The sequence below is a fragment of the Streptomyces glaucescens genome (assembly GCF_000761215.1).
GTDB lineage: Bacteria > Actinomycetota > Actinomycetes > Streptomycetales > Streptomycetaceae > Streptomyces > Streptomyces glaucescens_B.
The window spans coordinates 5782063-5804489 of the sequence record NZ_CP009438.1 but is presented as its reverse complement, the minus strand read 5'-3'; the positions used below and the strand labels follow the sequence as shown (position 1 = coordinate 5804489).

The 22427-nt window shown below is 70.9% G+C and carries 16 protein-coding genes and 1 pseudogene; 11 read left to right on the top strand and 6 right to left on the bottom strand.

Features of this window, described 5'->3' with window-relative positions; genetic code table 11:
• Window positions 1-67: 67 nt before the first annotated feature.
• A complete protein-coding gene (locus SGLAU_RS25140) occupies window positions 68-1735 on the bottom strand; it encodes an FAD-binding oxidoreductase (protein WP_043504743.1) in 1668 nt (555 codons plus the stop codon).
• A 408-nt stretch (window positions 1736-2143) separates the two neighbouring features.
• On the opposite strand from SGLAU_RS25140, the gene SGLAU_RS25135 reads away from it, so the two are divergent.
• From SGLAU_RS25135 to aroC, 11 genes and pseudogenes are all read left to right on the top strand, one after another.
• Window positions 2144-2902, top strand: a complete 759-nt coding sequence (locus SGLAU_RS25135; RefSeq protein ID WP_043504742.1) for an SDR family NAD(P)-dependent oxidoreductase — start codon at window positions 2144-2146, stop codon at window positions 2900-2902.
• A gap of 90 nt (window positions 2903-2992) precedes the next feature.
• Window positions 2993-3904, top strand: a complete 912-nt coding sequence (locus SGLAU_RS25130) for a zinc-binding dehydrogenase (protein ID WP_043504741.1) — start codon at window positions 2993-2995, stop codon at window positions 3902-3904.
• 281 nt (window positions 3905-4185) lie between these two features.
• Window positions 4186-4707, top strand: a complete 522-nt coding sequence (locus SGLAU_RS25125; RefSeq protein ID WP_052413877.1) for a flavin reductase family protein — start codon at window positions 4186-4188, stop codon at window positions 4705-4707.
• 8 nt (window positions 4708-4715) lie between these two features.
• Entirely contained in the window at window positions 4716-6152 is a 1437-nt protein-coding gene (locus SGLAU_RS33175; protein ID WP_208868941.1) for an FAD-binding oxidoreductase, read from the top strand.
• A 21-nt stretch (window positions 6153-6173) separates the two neighbouring features.
• Window positions 6174-7376, top strand: coding sequence for an acyl-CoA dehydrogenase family protein (locus tag SGLAU_RS25115; protein ID WP_052413876.1), 1203 nt, complete (start codon window positions 6174-6176; stop codon window positions 7374-7376).
• A gap of 50 nt (window positions 7377-7426) precedes the next feature.
• The gene (locus tag SGLAU_RS25110; RefSeq protein ID WP_078957883.1) at window positions 7427-8098 is read left to right on the top strand and encodes a cupin domain-containing protein; all 672 of its coding nucleotides are present in this window, start codon (window positions 7427-7429) and stop codon (window positions 8096-8098) included.
• A 41-nt stretch (window positions 8099-8139) separates the two neighbouring features.
• Window positions 8140-9534 carry a class II 3-deoxy-7-phosphoheptulonate synthase gene (locus tag SGLAU_RS25105; protein ID WP_052414140.1) on the top strand — a complete coding sequence of 465 codons (1395 nt, stop codon included), beginning with the start codon at window positions 8140-8142 and terminating at the stop codon, window positions 9532-9534.
• Window positions 9531-9887: pseudogene (gene aroH, locus SGLAU_RS25100) on the top strand (chorismate mutase); the annotation flags it as partial. The gene SGLAU_RS25105 and the pseudogene aroH, both read left to right, overlap by 4 nt.
• Before the next feature lie 80 nt (window positions 9888-9967).
• On the top strand, window positions 9968-11155 hold the full coding sequence (locus SGLAU_RS25095; RefSeq protein WP_063838890.1) for a prephenate dehydrogenase: 1188 nt from the start codon (window positions 9968-9970) through the stop codon (window positions 11153-11155).
• Between the two features lie 34 nt (window positions 11156-11189).
• Window positions 11190-12476, top strand: a complete 1287-nt coding sequence (aroA, locus tag SGLAU_RS25090) for a 3-phosphoshikimate 1-carboxyvinyltransferase (protein ID WP_043504739.1) — start codon at window positions 11190-11192, stop codon at window positions 12474-12476.
• Window positions 12473-13657 carry a chorismate synthase gene (aroC, locus tag SGLAU_RS25085; RefSeq protein WP_043504737.1) on the top strand — a complete coding sequence of 395 codons (1185 nt, stop codon included), beginning with the start codon at window positions 12473-12475 and terminating at the stop codon, window positions 13655-13657. Before aroA ends, aroC begins: the two co-directional genes overlap by 4 nt.
• 36 nt (window positions 13658-13693) lie before the next feature.
• Here aroC and SGLAU_RS25080 read toward each other — a convergent pair whose 3' ends face one another.
• The 5 genes from SGLAU_RS25080 to SGLAU_RS25060 form a co-directional block, all read right to left on the bottom strand.
• Window positions 13694-14527: an SDR family NAD(P)-dependent oxidoreductase gene (locus SGLAU_RS25080; RefSeq protein ID WP_043504736.1), complete on the bottom strand. Its 834-nt coding sequence runs from the start codon at window positions 14525-14527 to the stop codon at window positions 13694-13696.
• A 189-nt stretch (window positions 14528-14716) separates the two neighbouring features.
• The gene (locus SGLAU_RS25075; RefSeq protein WP_063838889.1) at window positions 14717-16780 is read right to left on the bottom strand and encodes a carbohydrate-binding module family 20 domain-containing protein; all 2064 of its coding nucleotides are present in this window, start codon (window positions 16778-16780) and stop codon (window positions 14717-14719) included.
• A 985-nt stretch (window positions 16781-17765) separates the two neighbouring features.
• Window positions 17766-18452, bottom strand: coding sequence for a hypothetical protein (locus SGLAU_RS25070; protein WP_208868940.1), 687 nt, complete (start codon window positions 18450-18452; stop codon window positions 17766-17768).
• 24 nt (window positions 18453-18476) lie between these two features.
• Window positions 18477-20834, bottom strand: coding sequence for a hypothetical protein (locus SGLAU_RS25065; protein WP_043504735.1), 2358 nt, complete (start codon window positions 20832-20834; stop codon window positions 18477-18479).
• Window positions 20835-20854: 20 nt separating this feature from the next.
• On the bottom strand, window positions 20855-21292 hold the full coding sequence (locus SGLAU_RS25060; RefSeq protein WP_043506980.1) for a hypothetical protein: 438 nt from the start codon (window positions 21290-21292) through the stop codon (window positions 20855-20857).
• Window positions 21293-22427: the final 1135 nt, after the last annotated feature.

Below are 22427 nucleotides of genomic sequence, written 5' to 3'. Positions count from 1 at the left end.
TCAACCTCCGGTCTCCGCCGGGGAGCCGGTACGGCCGGTGCGGCCGTACCGGCTCCCCCGCGGTGCATCAGGGCGCTGTCGTGACGGAGAGCGAATGGCGGAAGTAGTTCGACGGGTCCCAGCGGCCCTTGATCCGCTGGAGCCTGCGGTAGTTGCCCTTGTAGAAGAGCGCGTGCCAGGGCAGGTGCGACCGGTTGTGACGCGGGTCGGCCATGTCCGGGTCGGGGTAGTTGATGTAGCAGCCGTCGGTCACGCCGTCGAGTTCGGGCACCCCCTGGGTCTCGGCGAAGACGTCCTCGTACCAGTCGCGGATCCACCGCAGATAGCGGGCGTCGTCCTTCGGGTCGGACCAGATGTTCTGGAAGATCACCTTGAAGACCGAGTCGCGCTGTGCGCTGGCGGTCGCGTCCGGCGCCACGGAGTTGATCCGGCCGCCGAAGGAGAGCAGCACCAGGGTGGTGTCCGGGTTGTCCAGTTCGGGATCGGCCAGGAACCGGTACAGCGACGCGATCTGCCGGTCGGTGAAGTTCTTGCGGAAGTACGCCGACTTCAGGCCCACCCGGGCGATCGGGTTGGCTCCGACCGGGTCCGGCGCCCCCAGCATCCGCGCGGCGGCCAGCCACGGCAGCTCCGTCGGGCGGAACTGGTTGGGCATCGCGGCCAGTTCGCCGCTGGGCCGCTCCATCGGCACCGGCTCGATGCCGGTCCCCTCCAGCAGCTCCGCGAGATACGCGTCGAGCAGCGCGCGGGAGTCGGGGATCGTCGCGTCGATCTGCGTGAAGAGGCTGAGCCGGCCGAACGCCTTGGCGTTGACGTTGAACAGGCTGCTCAGGTGGCGGTACACGTCGTCCGGGCCGCCGTGCCGCTCGTGCCAGGCGCCGAAGTTCTTCATCAGCCGGGCGAAGGACGTCTCGTCGAGCTGCTCCCAGGGGAAGTCGAGGGCGCTCGTCCACACCCGTGCGGGCGGGTTGACCAGCTGGTCGCCGGGCCGGGTGCCGGTGGCGTCCGGCGAGCGGAACCAGTACCGGGTCGCCAGGCCGAAGTTGCCCCCGCCGCCGCCCGTGTGCGCCCACCACAGGTCGCGGTGCGGGTCGTCCTCCTCGCGGGTCGCGATCACCGTGCGCACCCTGCCGCGTTCGTCCACGACCACGACCTCCACCGCGTAGAGGTGGTCGACGACCAGGCCGTAGGCGCGCGAGAGCATGCCGTAGCCGCCGCCCGACACGTGCCCGCCGGCGCCGACGCTGTGGCAGACACCGCCGGGGATGGTGACGCCCCAGCCCTTGTACAGCGCTTCGTACACGTTGTAGAGGCGGGCGCCGGCGTCGACGTAGAAGGCGCGGAACCTCGGGTCGTAGCCGACGTCGGTCATCTCCGAGAAGTCCAGGATGACCTCGACCTCCGGGTTGCAGGTGAAGTCCGCGACGCAGTGCCCGCCGCTGCGCACCGACACGCGCTTGCCCGCGCGGAAGGCGTCGCGCAGGGCTCTGGCCGCGTCGGCCGAGGAACGGATCATCTTGATGTACTCGGGGCGGGCCACGAAGCGCTTGTTGATGCCGGTGGTCAGCAGCTCGTAGCGGGGGTCCACGGGGGAGACCCGGGCGCCGACGGCCTGGCCGGGGCGCGGGCCGGCCGCCGCGACGGCCGACGGCGCGGCGGCGGTCAGCGCCGCGGTACCGGCGAGGGCGGCACCGCCCGCCAGGACGGACCGGCGGCCTGGACGTGCAGATGACATGGTTCCACCTCTCGGCTGGATGAGGCTGGGGGAAGGGCGATCGGTGCGCCGTGACCGGTCGTCGGGGGCCGGGGCCGGATCCGCGGCCGTCGGGGGATCCGGCGGCGGAGGGCCCCGGCCGTCGAGAGGCCCCCGGCCCGAGGCGGCCGGGCGGGGCACGGCACACGACGCTAGAACCGTCCCCGGCCGAATTCCACTGATGACATGAGTAGTCGCCCGCTACTCACCCCTACCGGGTCGGGTAGAAAACGTCCCCGCGGACGGCGTTTCCTTGAGCCCTCTTCCGGGCCGCTCCTAAGGTCGGGGAACACGGCGGTCCTTCCGGACCGCCGTGGTGATTCCCCTTCACCCCCTTGCCCTTCCCTTTCCCCCTTCACCCCGACACTTCAGAGAAACGGGTCTGAGCGCATGGACATCGTCAGGAATCTCGTGGGCCGGACGGCTCTGGTCACCGGAGGAAACCGAGGCATCGGAGCGGCGATATCCCGTCGCCTCGCCGCCCAGGGAGCCGACGTGGCCCTGACCTTCGCGAGGAACAAGGAGCAGGCGGAGGCCGTCGCCGAGGAGATCGCCCGGGCCGGCGGCGTGCGCGCCCTGGCGGTGGCCGCCGACGCCACCGACCCGGAGGCCATCCGCACGGCGGTGGACGCGGTCGCCCGCGAGTTCGGGCGCATCGACATCCTCGTCAACAACGCCGGATACATGGACATGTCGATGCCGGCGCTGGAGGACACCCCGCTGGAGGTGCTGGACCGCACCCTCGACGTGAACACCCGGGGCGCCTTCCTCACCGCCCAGGCCGCCGCCCGGCACATGGGCGAAGGGGGCCGGATCGTCAACATCAGCAGCTGCCTGGCCCGCCACGTCCCCGGTCCCGGCATGACGGCGTACGCGATGAGCAAGGCCGCCGTCCACGGGCTCACCCTCGGGCTGGCCCGGGACCTGGGGCCGCGCGGCATCACCGTCAACGAGGTCGCCCCCGGCTCCATCGACACCGACATGAACCCGGCGGACGGCCCCTCCGCGGAGTACCAGCGCTCGCAGAACGTCTTCGGCCGGTACGGGCACGCCGACGAGATCGCCCACACCGTCGCGTACCTGGTGGCGCCCGAGGCCGCGTTCGTCACCGGCGCGTCCGTGGCGGTGGACGGGGGCTCCAACCTCTGAACCGCACCCGCCCGGCCGGAATCCCGACACAAGCTGCGCCCCGGCCGGGCCGCCGCCTCCACCGCCCCTCCGGACGAAACGGGTCACACCATGCGTGCTCTTGTCATCGACCACGACGCCCCCGGCGGGCTCCGGCTCGCCGAGGTGCCCGATCCCGTACCGGGACCCGACGAGGTCCTGGTCCGGGTCGCCGCGGCCTCCCTCAACCACGGTGAGCTGCCCCGCACCGGCAACGCCGCCGCCGCACCGGGCACGGTCCCCGGCTGGGACGCGGCGGGCACCGTGGAGCGGCCCGCCGCCTCGGGCGCCGGCCCGCGGGCCGGTGAACGCGTCGTCACCTGGGGGTGGTCCGGCGGCTGGGCGGAGCTGCGGGCGGTCAGCACGACCGACCTCGCGGTGCTCCCGGACCAGGTCGACTTCGTGCGGGCCGCCGCGCTGCCGGTGGCCGGACTCACCGCCCTGCGCGCGCTGCGCCGCGCCGGAACGCGACCCGGCCACCGGGTCGCCGTCACCGGTGCGTCGGGCGGCGTCGGGCACTTCGCCGTGCAGCTCGCCCGGCTCCAGGGCGCCGAGGTGGTCGCCCTGGTCGGCGACCGGGCGCGCGGAGCCGGTCTGGCCGGACTGGGCGCGCACCAGGTCGTGACGGACCCCGGCGAGATCGGTGCGCCGGTCGACATCCTGCTGGACCACGTCGGGGGCCCGCTGCTCGCCCGTCTCCTCGACCGCATGGCCGACGGCGGGACGGTGATCTCCATCGGGGCCACGTCCGGTCTCGACACCCCGATCGCGCCGTACCAGCTGGTGAGCAGGCGGCTGACCCTCGTCGGCATCCAGGCCGGCGGCCGCACCGGCGCCGACCTCGCCCATCTGGCCCGCCTCGTGGCCGAGGACCGGCTGCGGGTGGGCGCGGACCGGGTCGCCGACTGGCGCTCGGCCGGCGAACTGGCGGAGGACGTCGTCGCCCGCCGGGTCCGGGGCAAGGCGGTGCTGACGATCTCCTGAGCCCCTTCGCGAGGCGCCCCCGCGGGGCCCTCCCGTTCCCGTGCGCCGCCGGTCCCCCCACCGGCGGCGCACTTTTTCGTGCCCCGCCGTCTACTCGTCCGAGTAGTTCGGGTAGTCCGGGTAGTCGACGCAGCCCGGGAATTACCCGAGTTATCAGTGGCCACCGGGCCGGCGCCTTCATTAGCTTATTTCCCAGAGCTTCCCGAGCGAATCGTGAACCGGCCGATCGCAGAAGAAGCCAGAGGTTTCTCTGGTCCGGCTACCGAATGAATCGAGGGCCTGTGTCCACGACTGTTTTCCACCATTCCCGCCGCATCGGCATTCCGGATCCGGCGCCCGACGCCGTCGTCGATCTGCGCTCGGCCATGCGCCTGTTCCCGACCGGTGTCGCGCTGCTGTGCACGGGCAGCGGCGAGAGCGCCGTCGGCATGACCATCAACGCGTTGATGTCCGTGTCCCTGACGCCGCCCCGCATCCTGGTCAGCGTGCAGAGCACGGCCCGTGCCCACCCCGTGCTCTGCGCCAGCCGGACCTTCGCCGTGCACCTCCTCAGCGACCGGCAGGCCGCCACCGCGGGGCTGTTCGCCTCCCGCGACAAGCCGTTCGGCACGGAACTGGAGGCCCTGGTCGACCGGGAGGTGCTGCCGGTCGCCCTCGCCACCCTGCGGTGCTCCGTCGAGCAGGTCTTCCAGGGCGGCGACCACAGCCTCTTCCTGAGTCGCGTCGAGTCCATCGGACACGGCGAGAAGAACGGCGAACCGCTCGTCTTCCATCGCGGAACTCTCGGAACCAAGCATCAGTGAGGTGTCCTTTGTCTGTCCTTCCCGCGGGAATTCCCGCCGAAGCGATACGGGCGGCCGGCGAGAAGTCGAAGCCCCTGCCGCCCGGCACCAACGTCAGCATGTTCCGCCCCCGTGACATCTACGGTGTGGTGCGGCCCCGCACGGTCACCGAGGTGCGCGCGATCGTCCGGGCGTTCGCCGAGGACGAGGGCGGCCCCCGGCTCCAGGCCGTCAGCACCGGACGCAACTGGGGCCTCGGCTCACGCGAACCGGCCCGCGACGAGGTCGTCACCCTCGAACTCGGCGCCCTCGACGCCGTCCGCGACCTGGACGTCGAGGGCGGCTGGGCGGTGATCGAGCCCGGCGTCACCCAGCTGCGGCTGGCCGAACTGCTCACCGGCACCGGCCGGATGCTGAACGTCACCGCCTCGTCCGGCCACACCAGCGTCCTGGGCAACATGATCGACCGGGGTGTCGGACTGCGCCGGCAGCGCACCCTGGACCTCGCCGGACTCGAAGTGGTGCTGCCCGACGGCGAGTTGATCCGGGTCGGCTGGTGGCCGCACGGCGAGCGGCCCGGTGCGGTCAACCCGCAGGGCCTCGGCCCCTCGCCGCTGGCCCTGTTCACCCAGTCCGACCTCGGCATCATCACGGCGGGCGTGGTACGGCTCCTGCCCCGCCCCGAGGCACAGCGGGTGCTGCGCCTCGGCTTCGGCCGCGACCGGCTGCCCGAGGCCATCGACGAGCTGCGCCGCTGGACCGCCCAGGGTCTCGTCTCCGGCGTCCTGAAGGTCTACGACACCGTCTCCACCCGCTCCTACGGCGGCCACGGCGACGAGTACGTGACCCACCTGTGCGTCGACGGCACCGAACGGTCCGTCGAGGCCCTCACCCGGGTCATCGAGGAGGAGGCCGCGCGCAGCGGGCTGTTCACCCGTGTCCTGCGCTCCGACGAGCAGCCCCCCGCCCCGGACGACCTGGTCGCCCGGGCCGTGGAACGGCTCTACGCGGGCGACCCGTCGCGCAACGAGACCATGCTCCGCTCGGCCGTCGGCCAGGAGGCGGAGCAGGTCGACGCCAAGGGCGGCGGATGGCTGTTCTTCCTGCCGCTGATCCCCTTCACCGGCAGCGCGGTCGCCCACTCCCAGGACCTCCTCGCCCAGGTCCACGCCGAGACCGGCATCCAGCCCGGTTCCACCATCAACGCCCTGGACCCGGACGTGATCGACCTCGTCGTCTCCTTCCGCTTCCCGCGCACCGAGAGCGACGCCGCGCGAGCGCACCGCGCGCTGGACCGGACGTACGAACTGTTCGCCGAGGCCGGCTTCCACCCCTACCGCCTCGACTCCGAGCACCACCACTGGGTGGACCGGCTGGACGCCGACCCCGCCGCGCGCGCCTTCGTCCGCCGGCTCAAGCAGACCCTCGACCCGCGCCAGGTCATCGCACCGGGCCGGTACGCCTGACCCGCCCCACCGGAGGACAACGTGACCATCACCGAGCTGCCCCGCACCGACGAGTCCGCCCAGGTGCCCAACACCGCCGAGGACATCCTCCGTCACGCCCGCGAGGCCGTACCGGTCCTGCGCGAGCGGGCCGCCGGCATCGAGGCGGCCCGCCGGCTCCCCGCGGACGTCGTGGAGCTGCTCCGCCGCGGCGGGGTCTTCCGCGCCGCCGTCCCCAAGGACCGCGGCGGACCCGAACTGACGTCCATGCAGCAGACCGAACTGATCGAGACGCTCGCCACCGGGGACGTCTCGACCGCCTGGTGCGCCATGATCGGCATGGACTCGGGCATCTACGCCGGCTACCTGGAGGAAGCGGCCGTCCGCGAGTTCTACGACCGCCCGGACACCCCCAACTCCGGCTGGATCCACCCGCAGGGACGCGCCGAACGCGTGCCCGGCGGCTACCGGGTCACCGGGCACTGGCGGTTCGGCAGCGGCTCCACCCACTGCGAGGTCCTGGTCGCCGGCTGCCAGGTGTTCAAGGACGGCCGGCCCGAGCCCGACCCGGTCACCGGTGACCCCGTGCACTGGCGGGTGATGGTGGCCCGTCCCGACCAGTACGAGATCGTCGACACCTGGCACACCACGGGCCTGGCCGGCAGCGGCAGCTGCGACTACCGGGTGACCGACCTGTTCGTGCCGGAGGAGCACTCCTTCTCCTTCCGGGTGCCGCGCCGCACCGGCCCGCTGCACGCCACGCCCGACGCCATCCTCCGCAAGATGTCCGGCGTGCCCCTCGGCATGGCGCGCGCCGCCATCGACCACGTGCGGGAGCTGGCCCGCACCCGGGTCGACCGGGAGAGCGGCACCCCGTGGGCCGAGAGCGCCCGGGTGCGGTCGACGCTGGCCCGGGCGGAGATGGAGCTGGCCGCGGCCCGCGCCTCCGTCTACACCAGCCTGGAGGAGCAGTGGGCGGCCCTGGAGCGGGGCGACGAGACCACGGCCCGCCAGCGCACCGCCACCGCGCTCGCCCGCTACCACGCCTTCCGGACCGGCCGGAGCATCGTCTCCACGCTGTTCGACCTCGTCGGCGGCTCGTCCATCTACCGCGGCTCGTCCCCGCTGGACCGCTGGCTGCGCGACGCGCACACCATGTGCCAGCACGCGGTGGCCCAGGACTCCATCCTCGAACTGACGGGCCAGGTCCTGCTCGGCGGCGAGTCCCGCAGCCCGTTCTTCTAGAGGTCCCGCGCTGCCCCGGCCCCCAGAACTCACGTTCCGAAGGACAGGACATGTCGCAGAGCACGACCGCACACCGGCCCGAGCGGCCGGACCAGCCCGACGCGCACGACGCGCACGACGCGTCGACGCAGCGGCACGCGCAGGCGCAGCACGAGCCGCACGACCCGCACGACCCGCACCACGCGCACGACCCGCACGACCCGGGCCACTCGCACGACGAGCACCACGACCACGGGCCGCACCCGGTCCGGGACGTCGTGCACGTCCCCGCGGGCGAGGGCCGGTCCGTGTGGCTGAGCGGTGACGTCTACACCTTCAAGCTGACCCATGAGGACTCCGGCGGATCCCTGGCCTTCCTGGAGGCCGACGTCCCGCCCGGCGGCGGACCGCCGCTGCACATCCACGCCGACGCCGACGAGGCCTTCTACCTGCTCGCCGGCGAGCTGGACATCACGGCCCGGGGCCGCACCTACGCCGTACGCCCCGGCGACTTCGTCTTCATCCCGAAGGGCACCCCCCACCGGTTCCGCAACAACGGCATCCACACGGCACGCCAGTTGCTGCTGTTCACCCCCTCGGGGGTCGACCGGTTCTTCCTGGAGGCGGGCCGGCCGCCGGTCCCGGGCACCCCGCCCCCGCCCCCCGAGTCCGAGGACCTGCCCAGGGTCGTCGCCATCGGGGAGCGCCACCACCTCTTCCAGGCGACGGAGGAGTCCAGGTGACCACGCAGGTGCTCGACGGCCCGTCGGCCGTGCTTCCCGACCTGGCCGTCCCGACGACCGGGCAGGCCGCGCGGGCCCGCTACTCCTGGCGGGACCTGCCCGCGGCGCAGCAGCCCGAGTACCCCGACCCCGAGGCTCTGCGCGCAGTGATCGCGGACCTCGAGTCGTATCCGCCGCTCGTCTTCGCGGGCGAGTGCGACCAGCTGCGTGCCCGGATGGCGGCCGTCGCCAGGGGTGAGGCGTTCCTCCTCCAGGGCGGCGACTGTGCCGAGGCGTTCGATGCGGTGTCCGCCGATCAGATCCGCAACAAGCTCAAGACGCTGCTGCAGATGGGGGCGGTGCTCACGTACGCGGCGTCGGTGCCGGTGGTGAAGGTGGGGCGGATCGCCGGCCAGTACTCCAAGCCGCGTTCCAAGCCGACCGAGACGCGTGACGGGGTGACGCTGCCGGTCTACCGGGGGGATTCGGTCAACGGGTTCGATTTCACGCCCGAGTCGCGGATCCCGGACCCGCAGCGGCTGAAGCGGATGTACCACGCTTCGGCGTCGACGCTGAACCTGGTGCGGGCGTTCACCACCGGCGGGTACGCCGACCTGCGCCAGGTGCACGCCTGGAACCAGGACTTCGTGCGTTCCTCGCCTTCGGGGCAGCGGTATGAGCAGCTGGCCCGGGAGATCGACCAGGCGCTGAACTTCATGCATGCCTGCGGGGCGGACCCGGAGGAGTTCAAGACGGTCGAGTTCTACGCGTCGCACGAGGCGCTGCTGCTGGACTACGAGTCGGCGCTGACCCGGGTGGACTCGCGCACGGGGCGGCTGTACGACGTGTCGGCGCACATGGTGTGGATCGGTGAGCGGACCCGGCAGCTGGACGGGGCGCACATCGAGTTCGCGTCGAAGATCCGCAATCCGGTCGGGATCAAGCTCGGTCCGAGCACGACGGCCGAGGAGGCGCTGCGGTACATCGAGCGGCTCGATCCGGAGCGGGAGCCGGGGCGGCTGACGTTCATCGTGCGGATGGGCGCGGACAAGATCCGTGACCGGCTGCCGGAGCTGGTGGAGAAGGTCACCGCGTCGGGTGCGGTGGTGGCGTGGGTGACCGACCCGATGCACGGCAACACCTTCGAGGCGGCCTCCGGGCACAAGACCCGCCGTTTCGACGACGTGCTCGACGAGGTCAAGGGCTTCTTCGAGGTCCACAAGGCGCTGGGCACCCATCCCGGCGGCATCCACGTCGAGCTGACCGGCGACGACGTCACCGAGTGCGTCGGCGGCGGCGACGAGATCTTCGTCGACGACCTCCACCAGCGCTACGAGACCGCCTGCGACCCCCGCCTCAACCGCAGCCAGTCCCTCGACCTCGCCTTCCTCGTCGCGGAGTACTTCACCTCCGTCGCCGGCCCGGCGCCGGCCCGCCGTCCCGGGGGCCGGACATGAGGCTGCGTGCCGTCCGGGGCGCCGTCCAGGTCGAGCGGGACGAACCGGGCGTGCTGCGCGGCCAGGTCGGGCTGCTGCTGAAGGAGATCATGGCGGCCAACGACCTGGTCCCCGACGACCTGGTGAGCATCGTGTTCACCGCCACCTCCGACCTCGTCAGCGCCTTCCCCGCCGAGGCGGCCCGCGACCTGGGCCTGACCGACGTACCGCTGATGTGCGCGCGGGAACTGGACGTGCGGGGCGGACTGCCGCGCACCGTACGGATCCTGGCCCACGTCGAGACGGAACGGGCCCGCGCCGACATCCGGCACGTCTACCTCGGTGGTGCCGCCGTACTGCGCCCGGACCTCGCACCGCACGCCGCGGACGGCGTGCCCGGCGGGGAACCGGCGCGGCGGCCCGCGGGCGGCGACCGGCCCGAAGGGAGGACTCCGTGATCCGCACCCTGGCCGTCGTGGGGACCGGTCTGATCGGCACCTCCGTCGGCCTGGCGATGAGCCGCCAGGGCGTCACCGTCCACCTCGTCGACCGCGACGCGTCGGCGGCCCGGACCGCGGCGGCGCTCGGCGCGGGCGTCACCGACTCCCCCGCCGGGCCCGTCGACCTGGCCGTGATCGCCGTACCGCCCCGCGCGGTGGCGGGCGTGCTCGCGGAGCAGCGCGCCCGCGGGCTGGCCCGGAGCTACACCGACGTGGCGAGCGTCAAGGCACTGCCGGTCCGCGAGAGCGGCGACGGCACCCCCGACGCCACCTACGTGGGCGGGCACCCCATGGCCGGCCGCGAGCGTTCGGGCCCGCTGGCCGCCCGCGCCGACCTCTTCGAGGGCAGGCCGTGGGTGCTCACCCCCTCGCCGCACACCTCGCGGACGGCCCTCAACCACGCGCTGGAGCTGGTCGCCCGGTGCGGTGCGACACCGCTCGTCATGGACCACGAGGCGCACGACCGGGCCGTGGCGCTCACCTCGCACGCGCCCCACGTCGTGGCGAGCCTGCTCGCCGCCCGCCTCCAGCACGGCACGCCGGACGTGCTGCGGCTGGTCGGGCAGGGGCTGCGGGACACCACCCGCATCGCCGGCGGTGACCCGCACCTGTGGACCGACATCCTGTGCAGCAACGCCGCACCGGTCGTCCAGGTGCTGCGCGAGGTGGAGAGGGACCTCGCGGGACTGTGCAGCGCGCTGGAGGACGTCGGGCGGGACGGTGAGCCGAAGGCGGCGAGCAGGCGCCACGTGAGTGACCTGCTGGAGCGCGGCGCGGCGGGACTGCGGGCCGTCCGCCCCTGGCCCGCGCCCGGCCCGGTCGCACGGCAGCCCTTCCGGGTGACCGTGGCGGAACGTCCGGGAGAGCTGACGCGGCTGCTCGACATCGTCGTCGAACACGGCGTCGACGCACACGAGGTGACCGCCCGGATCGCGCCGGAGAACGCGGGCGTCACGGCCGAGTTCGCCGCTCCGGCCGACACGGCCGGGGAACTGCGCCGCCGGCTGGCGGAGCGGGGATGGCACGTCGAGGACGCCTCCGCCCGCCCGTACCGGCGTCCGCAGTCGTCCCGCGGCTCCCACCCGTGGGAGGACGGCGTCGTCCCGGCGCAGCGGGTGGCCGCCGCCCTGCCCGGCGTGTGAGGGCACGTCTTCCGATGACCGAGGGAAACCGACCATGACCGCAACCGACGTCTCCGCTCCGGCAACGCAGGCGCGGATACCCGGATCGAAGAGCCTCACCAACCGCGCCCTGCTGCTCGCCGCCGCGGCAGACGGTGTCAGCACGGTGTGGGCTCCGCTCCTCAGCGACGACACGCGCGCGTTCCGCGCCGCGCTGACCTCGTTCGGCGTCGCGGTGCGCAGCAGTCCGACGTCCGAGTTCTGGGAGGTGACCGGCCTGGGCGGCGGGCCGGTCGGCCAGGCCCGCCTGTGGTGCGCGGACGCCGGTACGGCGGCCCGCTTCCTGCCGCCGTTCGCGGCCGCCGGCCGCGGCGCCTTCCTGTTCGACGGTTCCTCCCAGTTGCGGGCCCGCCCGCTGTGGCCGCTGGTCGAGGCGCTGCGACGCCTCGGCGCCCAGGTCGAGACGGGCCCCGGCGGCGGGCTCCCGCTGCTGGTCATCGCCTCGGACCTGCCCGGCGGTGACCTGACGGTGGACTCGTCCCTGAGCAGCCAGTACCTCAGTGGCCTGCTCATGGCGGCACCCCTCATGCGGTACGGGCTGCTGGCCCGGGCCGAGGCACTGGTCAGCAGCCCGTACGTCGACATGACCCTGGCGCTGATGCGGCGCTTCGGCGCCGGGGTGGCGAGGGCCGCCGACGGGGCGGTCCGGATCGAACCCGGCGGGTACGCACCCACCGACCTGGTGATCGAGCCGGACGCCTCCACCGCCTCCTACTTCTTCGCCGCCGCGGCGGTCACCGGCCGGACGATCACGGTGCCGGGTCTGGGCACCGGCAGCCTCCAGGGCGACCTGCGGTTCACGGACGTCCTGGAGAAGGCGGGCGCGCAGGTCACGATGACGGAGAGCGCCACCACCGTGCGCGGCGGCGGCGGACTGCGCGGCGGCTTCGACATCGACATGGGCGACATCTCGGACACCTTCATGACGCTGGCCGCGATCGCCCCCCTCGCCGACGCGCCCATCACCATCCACGGCATCGGCCACGCCCGCCTGAAGGAGTCCGACCGGATCACCGCGGTCGCCGCCAACCTGCGCGCCTGCGGCATCCGGGTGGCGGAGGGCGCCGACTGGATCACCGTCCACCCCGGCCGCCCCGCGCCGGCCCGCATCACCTGCTATCGCGACCACCGCATCGCCATGTCCTTCTCCGTTCTGGCGCTCGGCTCCGGCGTCCCCCTCGAACTCGACGACCCGGGCTGCGTCAGCAAGACCTTCCCCGGCTTCCACGCCGAATTGCACCGGTTGTTTCCCGACACCCCCGACCGTGAGGAGCGGCAGTGAGCAGATTGCGGTGGCTGACGGCTGGGGAGTCCCATGGTCCTGCCCTGGTGGCGACGCTGGAGGGGCTTCCGGCGGGGGTGCCGGTGACGACGGAGATGGTGGCGGAGCACTTGGCGCGGCGTCGGCTCGGCCATGGGCGTGGTGCGCGGATGCGGTTCGAGCGGGACGAGGTCACTTTCCTGGGCGGTGTCCGCCATGGTCTGACGCTGGGCTCTCCGGTGGCGGTCATGGTGGGCAACACCGAGTGGCCGAAGTGGGAGAAGGTGATGGCCGCCGATCCCGTGGACCCGGCGGAGCTGGCCGAGCTGGCGCGCAACGCGCCGCTGACGCGGCCGCGGCCCGGTCACGCGGATCTGGCGGGGATGCAGAAGTACGGCTTCGACGAGGCCCGGCCGGTCCTGGAGCGGGCCTCGGCGCGGGAGACCGCAGCCCGGGTGGCCCTGGGCGCGGTGGCCCGCTCGTACCTGAGGGAGACGGCCGGGGTCGAGATCGTCTCCCATGTGGTGGAGCTGGCTGCGGCGAAGGCCCCGTACGGGGTGTACCCGACGCCGGGGGATGTGGAGCGGCTGGACGCGGATCCGGTGCGCTGTCTGGACGCGGACGCGTCGAAGGCGATGGTCGCGGAGATCGACCAGGCGCACAAGGACGGCGACACCCTGGGCGGCGTGGTGGAGGTGCTGGCGTACGGGGTGCCGGTGGGGCTGGGCTCGCACGTGCACTGGGACCGCAGGCTGGACGCCCGGCTGGCGGCGGCCCTGATGGGCATCCAGGCCATCAAGGGCGTCGAGGTCGGGGACGGCTTCGGCCTGGCTCGGGTGCCGGGCTCGCAGGCACACGACGAGATCGTCCTCACGGGCGAGGGCGTCCGCCGCGCGTCCGGCCGCTCCGGCGGCACCGAGGGCGGGCTGACCACGGGTGAGCTGTTGCGGGTGCGGGCGGCGATGAAGCCGATCGCGACCGTGCCGCGGGCGCTGAGGACGGTGGACGTGGCCACCGGCGAGCCGGCCGCCGCGCACCACCAGCGGTCCGACGTGTGTGCCGTCCCGGCGGCCGGGATCGTCGCCGAGGCGATGGTCGCACTGGTCCTCGCGGACGCGGTGGCGGAGAAGTTCGGCGGGGACAGCGTCACCGAGACCCGCCGCAACGTCCGCTCCTACCTCGACAACCTGCACATCCGATGAGCGCCGGCCTTGTCGCGCCGGCCCGTCCGGCGGTGCTCATCCCGGAGTGTCGGACGGCTCCGGGCGGCGTGGCGCGACATGGAAGTCGAACGCGAGCGTCCCGGGATCCAGCGCCGTCGCCCCGCCGTCGACGGTGAGCACGGCGCCGTTCACGTACGAGGCGGCCGGGGAGAGCAGCCAGCCGACCGCCTCCGCGACCTCGCGCGGCTCTCCCGGCCGGCCCAGCGGAAGGAGTCTGGTCACCTCCTCGTAGCCGGTCCGCACGCCGTCGCCCGGCAGGTCCGCTTCCGCGGCGAAGCGGGCCATGCGGCGGTCGGCCATCTCGCTCCTCACCCAGCTCGGGCACACGATGTTGGCCCGCACCCCCTGACGTCCGTAGTCGACGGCGACGGAACGGCAGAGCTGGAGCAGGGCCGCCTTGGAGGTGGCGTACGGGACGTTGCTCGTGCCGTTGCGCAGCGCGGAGACCGAGGCCACGGCGACGACCGCGCCGCCGGTCTCCAGCAGGTGCGGGATCGCCGCACGCAGGAGCAGCAGGGGGCCGGTGACATTGGTGCGCATCACCTCGTCCCAGTCCTCCAGCGAGAGGTCGCCCACGGTCCCGCCGCGCCCGATGCCCGCGTTGAGCACCAGTCCGTCGAGCCGTCCGTGAGCGGCCAGGGCCGCCCGCACCAGGCCGTCGGCGGCCTCGGGGTCCCCCACGTCGGACGGATGCGCGAGTACGCCGATCTCCCGTTCGAGACGTCGCAGCGGCTCGCTCCGGCGGCCGGACACGACCACGTGGTGACCTCCTTCGCGGAGCAGCCGGGCGGTGGCCTCCCCGATTCCCGTACCTCCACCGGTCACGATGACAACTCGCTTGTCGGCCACGTTCCCTCCGGCTCCTTCCGCGTCGCGGGACGCGTCCGAGCCTAGGGGGTGCGCCGCCGGCCGGGCCGAACGCCGGTCATGGCCGGCCGAGTCCGCGCGCTGCGCCGCCGGTGTCGCCCCGTGTGCCGTTGGGCGGGTACCGGTGCCGCCCGGTACCCGCCCACGGAGGGTTCGCCACGTGACGGGGGGTCAGCCGCGCCAGGTGTCGTTCAGTGCGATCCGGCCGTCGGCGGGGACGGTGGCCGTGCGGTTGGCGCCGCTCTCCCAGGTGACGTTGCCGGAGGCGTCCTTGCGGATGTACTTGTACTCGAAGGAGGTGCCCGCCGGCAGCTTCACGTCCAGCTTCCACACCGGGTACGCGGCGGGATCCAGCTTGAGGGCCGCGGCGGGCGACCAGGTGCCGAGGGCGGCCTGGTCGCCGACGACGTAGACGTTCTGCCCGGGGACGGTGGTGGCGGTGACCGCGAAGGACGCGCCGGACTCGGTCTGCTGATCGCCACAGGGATTGCCCGTGCCGACGATGCCGTTCCTGACCGTGATGTCACCGGTGCCGAGGGTGTAGTCGGCGCCGCTGTTGTTGTCCCAGGTGCCGGCGCCGTTGTTGAAGGCCGCCTTGAGGCCGGTGGCGGAGCCGAGGGTGATGGTCTTCTTCACCCAGCCCGTGCAGGCGCTCTCCATGGCGGCACCGGGTGCGGTGGTCCAGGCGCCGCCGGTGGGGGCGTAGTGGATGTGGTAGGCGGACCAGTTCTTGCCGGTGCTGTAGTAGACGGTGGCCGTGTGGTCACCCGGCTTGTCCCCGACCCGCGCGCCGACGTGCAGGGCGACCGCGTCGTTGCCGCCGATCGTCGCGGTGAACTTCCCGTCCGCGCCGACGGTGTAGGTGGTGCCGGTGCAGCCGCCGTCCGCGGTCGGATCGCCGTGCTGGACGTCGCAGTACGTGCCGGCGGGGAGCGAGGTCTGGAAGGTCTGGGTGAGGCTGCCGCCCTCGTGGTTGACGGCGACGTACGCCTTGCTGCCCCGGCCGAAGGCCACGGCGTTGCTGCCGTTGTCCCACCAGTTCGTGATGCCGGTGCCCTCGGAGGCGTTGCGGAAGGCCACCATGTTGGCGATCTGACGCCAGGCGTGCTGGCAGCTCCAGCCGTTGCTGTAACAGGCGTTGACCTGGTGACCGTTGGGTGCGCCGGCGTCGCGGTCGCCGAACTCGTAGCCGGAGTGGACGGACGGGGCGCCGTAGGGGTGGGCGAGCATGAAGACGTGGGCGAGCGTGTAGTTCGCACCGTCGCGGTAGCTCAGACTGGAACCGTTGCGCTCGGTGTCGTGGTTGGCGACCATGGTGCCGCTCTGCCCGGAGGGCATGTAGCCCCAGGCCTCACCGAAGTTCTTGAGGTAGGCCAGCTTCTCGTTGCCGAAGACCCGCTTGAGGTCGGTGGTGTAACGGAACTCCTGCACGTCGCCGGTGGCCAGGTACTCGCTCGGCGAGACGGCCTCGCCCGCGCCGTGGATGGCCTCCTGCATCCAGTGGACGTTCCGGTCGGTGAGCTTGCCGCGGATGGCGGCGAGGTCGGTGGCGGGGATGTGCTTGACGGCGTCCATGCGGAAGCCGTCGACGCCCAGCGACAGGAGGTCGTTGAGGTACCCGGCGATCCTGCCGCGGACGTAGTCGCTGCCGGTGTCGAGGTCCGCGAGCGAGGGCTTGCCGGTCTCGCCGAGCTCACAGTCCTGGACGTTGGAGCGGTCCTTGTAGTCGGAGCCGATGGGGCGGCGGCAGCCGTGGAAGTCGGCGTCCCCATAGGTGCCGGGGTAGTTGTACTTGCTGTACTGCGTGCCGGCGGTGCCGGTGCCCGAACCGGACGTCATGTGGTTCAGCACGGCGTCGACGACGACCTTCACGCCTGCTTCGTGGCAGGTGTTCACCATGGCGCGGAAGGAGTCGCGGTCGCCGAGCGGGCCCTGGATCTTGTAGCTGACCGGCTGGTACGCGGTCCACCACGCGCTGCCCTGGATGCGCTCCTGCGGCGGCGAGACCTGCACGTACCCGTATCCCTTGGGACCGAGGGTGCGGGTGCACTCGCGGGCGATCGAGTCGAAGCTCCACTCGAACAGGACGGCGGTGACCTTCTTGTCGCCGTTGGCGCTCGGCGCGGCCGCCGCGGGCTGGGCGGGCGCGGCGAGGGTGGTGGTCAGGCCGAGGACCAGACCGGCGCCCGTGAGGGCGGCAGCCGTCCGTCTTCGGGCAGGTGCGATCGATCTCATGCGGCGGCTCCAAAGGTGGGGTGTGCGGGGTGCGAGTCGCGGAGGTCACAGCCCCTACGGTCCGCAAGACGTTGCTGCAACTTTCAGCAACGGCCAGAAAGTTAAGGTTTCGACAGCACGGGGTCAAGACTCCGGACACCACCTTCTCCACCGCGGTCCCCGAGGAACGCGTCGCGATCAGGGAGCTCTGCGACCCTGCCAACGACGCCCCCGGCGACCCCGGCGACTCCGGGGGATTGTGGTGATCGGTTCGTGCGGTGGCATCCTGGCGGCAGTCAGTTCCTCGACGCGGCCCGCGCCGACCGGCTCCACGCGCTGTACGAACTCGCACTCCGTGCCGGACTCCGCAAAAGCGAACTCTCCGGGCGCCACTGGGAAGACATCGGCCTCAACGCAAAAACGGCCAGCATCCGTCGCTCACTCCAGCGCACCCGCACCGGCGGCCTCACACTTTTCCCCACCAAGACCTGGGCATCCGAACGCCACACCGCTCTGCCGAACGAAGGCATCCGCTCCTCAGGTAACACGAGGAACGGCAGGACGAGGAGTGCGAAACGGCAAGACCGGACTTGAGAGCCAGCGGCCTCGTCTTCACCACGCCCACCGCTTGCCTCTCGACCCTGCGAACCTCACCCGCTGCTTCCTCGATCAGGCGGGGCTCCGGCGAATCCGCTTCCACGACCTCCGCCACTCGACCGCCACCCTGCTCCTGGAGACGAAGCGTCGACCTCGTAGCGATCAGGAGAATGCTCGGCCATGCCCACATCGGCGTCACCGCCGACATCTACGCGCACCTGCGACTACGCCTCCAACGCGATGCCATCAACACCCCGGGCCACGCTTTCGGCGGCCGGGACGACGACGCTGACGAACCGCCCGCCGCAGCATGCGCCGCTCGTCTGTGCGGACCGCATACCGCAGTCGGCCCCTCCTCTGGGCAGAGGAGGGGCCGCCTGATCACGGTCGTTTCCGCATACGCCGACGGCTACGCGCGATCCAGCACGGGCTTCTCCGGGAGCCCGCCGTTCTTCTCACAGCCCAGTTCCTTGGCCATGGCCAGCGAGAAGGAATGGGCCACGGTCGCGTAGGCGTCCTTCAACGCCTCGGTGTCCCCCTCGGGCTCCGTCGGTGTGCCCCAGCGTTCCACGCCTATCTGAAGGTGGGCTGCCTCCGATGAGCGCAACTCAGTGCTTCTGCAAGCGAATTGGATGTAGCCCTTGTCCGTCGCCGCCAGGGCCTGCTCTCCCATCTTCAGCTCGGTGAACTTCGGGGCGGGGGTGCCCGTCGGCGGGCCGTCGACCCACCTCCAGGTGACTCTGAGCTCGAAATCCGGCGTGCCGATGGGCGAGTAGACACGGCAGATGTCGCCGCGAAACACCCTGGGGTCCCCGAACGCCAACGCGAGGTCCACCGCAGCATGAGCGACTGTGGACTCCTCCGCCGACGCCTCGAAACTCGACGATCCTGTGATTACCTTCAGCGCATTGGACGCGTCGGCGGACACGGCATCGCCACCGCACAATTGTGTCCCCGCGACAACCTTGTAGTCATCCGGGAGGCCGTCCTCATCCTTTCCCCCTCCACAGCCCGCGACCCCGAGAAACAACGAGCCGGCCACAGCTGTGGCGAGGAGTCCAGCGCGTACCGACCTACGACTGATCACTATCCGCATCCTTACGTGTCCTCGGCCACGGCCTCAGCCTGTCTCCGGGAGATTGCCCTGCTGTTTCGCCCGGTCGTTACCCTCCCCGTAACCGATCAGCATCGATTCGTGAAGGTCTTGTCCGAACTTGCTGGTTACCTCCACGCCGTTGTGCAGCAGGAAGTTCTCCATCGGGGCCTCGGCCATGCTCTCACCGGCGGTGAAGATCTTCTTCCTCTCTTCGTGGGTGAGCTCCTCCATTTTCTCCTTGTGCTCGTCCACCGATTTTTCGGAGATATCGCCGACCATCTGGCCGATGAGCTGCTCCGCAGCGCCACTGGCGGTATCGGTCGCCAGCGGGACGAGTACAGCGGCCGTGCCCGCGGCCGCCGTTACGGGCAGGAAGGCGACGCCCGCCGCGATGCCCACCGTGGCCCCGAACTCGACCCAGCCCGCCCGCTTGGCCACCGCCTTCTCGTAGTCCTCGTGGGTCTTGAGGTTCGTCGCTTCGACCTGGTCGGCCCGGGACTGATCGAGCATGCCCTGCACCTCCGCGCCCACGCGCACGGCCGCCCTGGCCCTGCCCTCGACCTCGTCGGTGATCTTTCCGTCCGGGCCCACTGTCCCTTCCAGCACGCTGCGTGTGTAGACCTGCTCCGCGGTCGAGAGTGTCGCATAGGCGTCCGGGTGCTGCCCCAGGGTGCTGAGGAAGCCCCGGACGATGCTGCGCCCGTTCCCATCCGCGGTGTCCGCGAAGTCGACGTGCCCGTCCGGGTTCTTGCCCGGTGCGAACACGCTGTTCGGGTCGTTCTTGGTCAACGCCCAGTTGATGTCGTCGATGTAGCCGGCGCCCATGACGCCCAGGCTGTCGGCCATCGCCTCGTGGCGCTCCTTGAGCAGAGCCGGGTCCGCGCTGTACTTCTCCATGACTTTCTGCATGACCGCGGCGTTTTCTTCGTCGCGCACCACACTGGGATCCGGGTGCCCAGCCGGGTAGCCGAGGGTCGCTGCCTCCAAGGCGTGGCCGAGGGCATCGGGCATGTAGCCGAGTGCAGCCTCAGCTTCCTTCGGCTCCAACGAGTTGACGTCGGGGAAGGACTCCCACTTCTCGTTGGTGAAGAAGTCGAGGTAGTTGTTGATCGCGGCGCCGTCCTTGTCCTCGCCGAGGTCGGCGGTGGCGCCGCGGTTGACCGTACCGTCCTCGTTGTACGCGGTCGGGGGGTCGGTGAAGAACTTCTTCGCCGCTTCCGGGCTGTTGCCGAGCGCCTCCAGCATGGCGGTGACCGGGTCGTAGCCTGGGCCGTTCACTCCTGAGGGATTGTAGGGGTTCTTGATCCAGCTGTTCACCATCTTGGTCTCGGCGAACAGGCCCGGGTCCTTGTGGTGCAGTTGCGCCACGTGTTCTGCGATCGGGTTGAGGAACTTCGCGTCATAGTTCCCGTACCGCATGATCCCGCCGAGCAGTTGGTATCCGAACGGCCCGCCGGAATTGTACTTGGACAACTCGATGTGCTCGGTACCCAACTTGCGGAGCTCCGGGCCCCACTTGTCGGTGAACTGCTTGTCGTGGGAAGCCGTGGCGAGGTTGAGGCCGAGGTTCTTCTGCAGCTCCTGGACGTCCTTGAGGCGCTCCTCGTCGACCTTGCTGTACTCCTGCGTGTCCATGGCGAGCTGGCCGAAGAACGCGAGCGACTTTTCGGGGCCGAGCCTCTCATAGAATCTCGTGGCGAATTCCTGCGACGAACTGTTGTCCTTCAGCAGTTCGTTGAGCTGCTCAAGTTCCTTGTGCGTGAGGTCCTGGCCTTTGGCTGCCAGAGCGGCGGCGCGGGCGGCCTCCTCCTGGTCCAGGTTCGTGTACTTTGGAGCGCTGAAATTCTTGCGGTCAGTGACGTTGGTCTCAAGGGCGTTCTTGAGGGCGAGGTCGGTGTCGTTGCAGTTGTCGACGATGGTGTCGATCTTCTTCTGCCATGACTCGATGTTCCGCTTCTCGTCCTGCAGAAGCTTGCTGTAGTCGGGGTCGTGCCGCGCCGTGCCGCTCTCGGACAACGGGTTCCGCGCCGCAACCTTGCCCTTGCCGTCCACACGGATACCGGCCGCAGGGCCCTCGTGATCCCGGATGTTGACCAGGTCATCTTTTGCCTTCTTGATAGCCGCGTAACCCTCTTCTAGGATATTCCTCACCCCCTTGGCCTCGGCTGCGGCATCCTCGAATTCCTTGGCCGTCTTACCGATGAACGCCTTCGTTACCCCTGCGTTGACTCCATCCCAGGCCGCCCGGTCCGCTTTTGTCTTCATCCCGTCGGCAGCTTCTTTGGCGAGCTTTTCCAGCTTCTTCGCCATCTCCGACCAGTCATCAACAGCGTCCTTCAACTTCGCCATCGGGGCGTCGATTACGTCCTCGTATCTCAGCATGCCACGCGTCCCCTAGAGCTCTATTTCATGTATTCCGATAGTACGGAAATCCGCGTCAGATCTCCCTGAATCTTCGCTTCATCCTTGGCGTGCTGAGCCTTGCTGTAATCGAGGTGATTCGAGATCTGCGCGCAGGCATCCAGCAGCGTCCTCAGGTGCGTCTGCCAGAAGTCGTGCACCTTCAGCACGGCCGAACCGCTCACGAAGTTCCCGGTGGTCAGCGCCGTAGCCGCGTCGAACGTGGAGGCACGTGCGATGTCGCCCTCCTTCTGCAGCCGGCCCAGCAGGTCATAGGCGTCGTTGCCGATAGCGCCAAGGTCGTCCCGGTTGACCACCAGGTCTTTCCCGCCACCCCCGCCTCCGCCTCCGCCGCCTTCGGCAGGAATGCTGTTGGTCTGCATGGCAGTCCGATCGGCCGCCGCAGCGCGCAGTTCGGCCCATTCTTGCTCGAAAGTCATGAATTCCCCCAAGTCCATCCGGGCAGCCATTTCACCGTACTTGCGTACGGGGTGGCCGGGGATGACAACGATCAAATCCCGACAGAATCATGCCGCCATGGAACCGGCGTCCGCGCCCACCCAAGGGCAGGAGGACGGTTGCGGAAACAACCACTCCCTCGGCAACTCACCGAGGCGTGAGGAAACTGCGGCGAGGCGCAGCAGCGGGAACGCGTGGTGCCTGGACGCCATCGCTGCACAGCCGACGGCGGACAGCCCGAAGGCGCCGCGCAAGTCAGGCCATCAGGCGCCAAGGGTGCTCCGGGTCCGTGGACGCGGCCACTGCGGTGGCAGCGGCGGGTGATCCCGGTGGCGACGCTGGAGAGCAGGTCGGTGGGTGAGCACCTGCCGTCGTTGCACAACGAGATCCGGTGGCCGGCGTCCAGGGCAGTCCCGTGCGGCCATCCAGCGGGCGGTTGCCTCCGGCCGAACAGAGTGTCGGCGAGTACGTCTCCCCACCAGCGCACTGGTCCATGAACAGGATGCCGGTCGTGCCGAGCCGTGCCGCGCGGTGATACGTGCCGACGGTGACGACGCCGCAGAGCTCGAGGCTCGGCCGGTGCGCCCGGCCATCGGGGTCATCAGCGGCCTTCGGCGTGCTCACGACGCGCAAGATGTGCGCGAACCCAACCGATGGAAGGTGACGCGTTCTCTCCACGGACTGGTGCAACCCTTTCCACATCCGGAGAGTCCACGTCTACATGCACGCGTACGTCCTGAACAGGCAGGCCCAGCCGGGCCGGCTCACGCGCAGTCGGGCCTGCGCGACCTGCCCGAGTCCAAGGCTGTCCGCGTTCCGCACGAAGGTTCGCCCGGGCGTGACACCCTTCACCTCAACGGCGGAAACTGAGCCGACACCTGGCGGCTCTCAGGCCGGACACCCACGCCCAGCCCATCGTCCGATCGTCACGCCGTGTGAGGCTTTTGTCGGCGGCAGGGTCACGGCTGAGACCAACGACAGTCCCGAAGAGACCCCGGGGGCCTGACTTTGATCAACCGCACCACCCCGACGCGGGACGGCAGCGCCCCACTCCCGCAATCCCCGGCAGAGATACGCGCCGAGCGCCGCCGCATCATCGAGTCCATACGGGCCCTC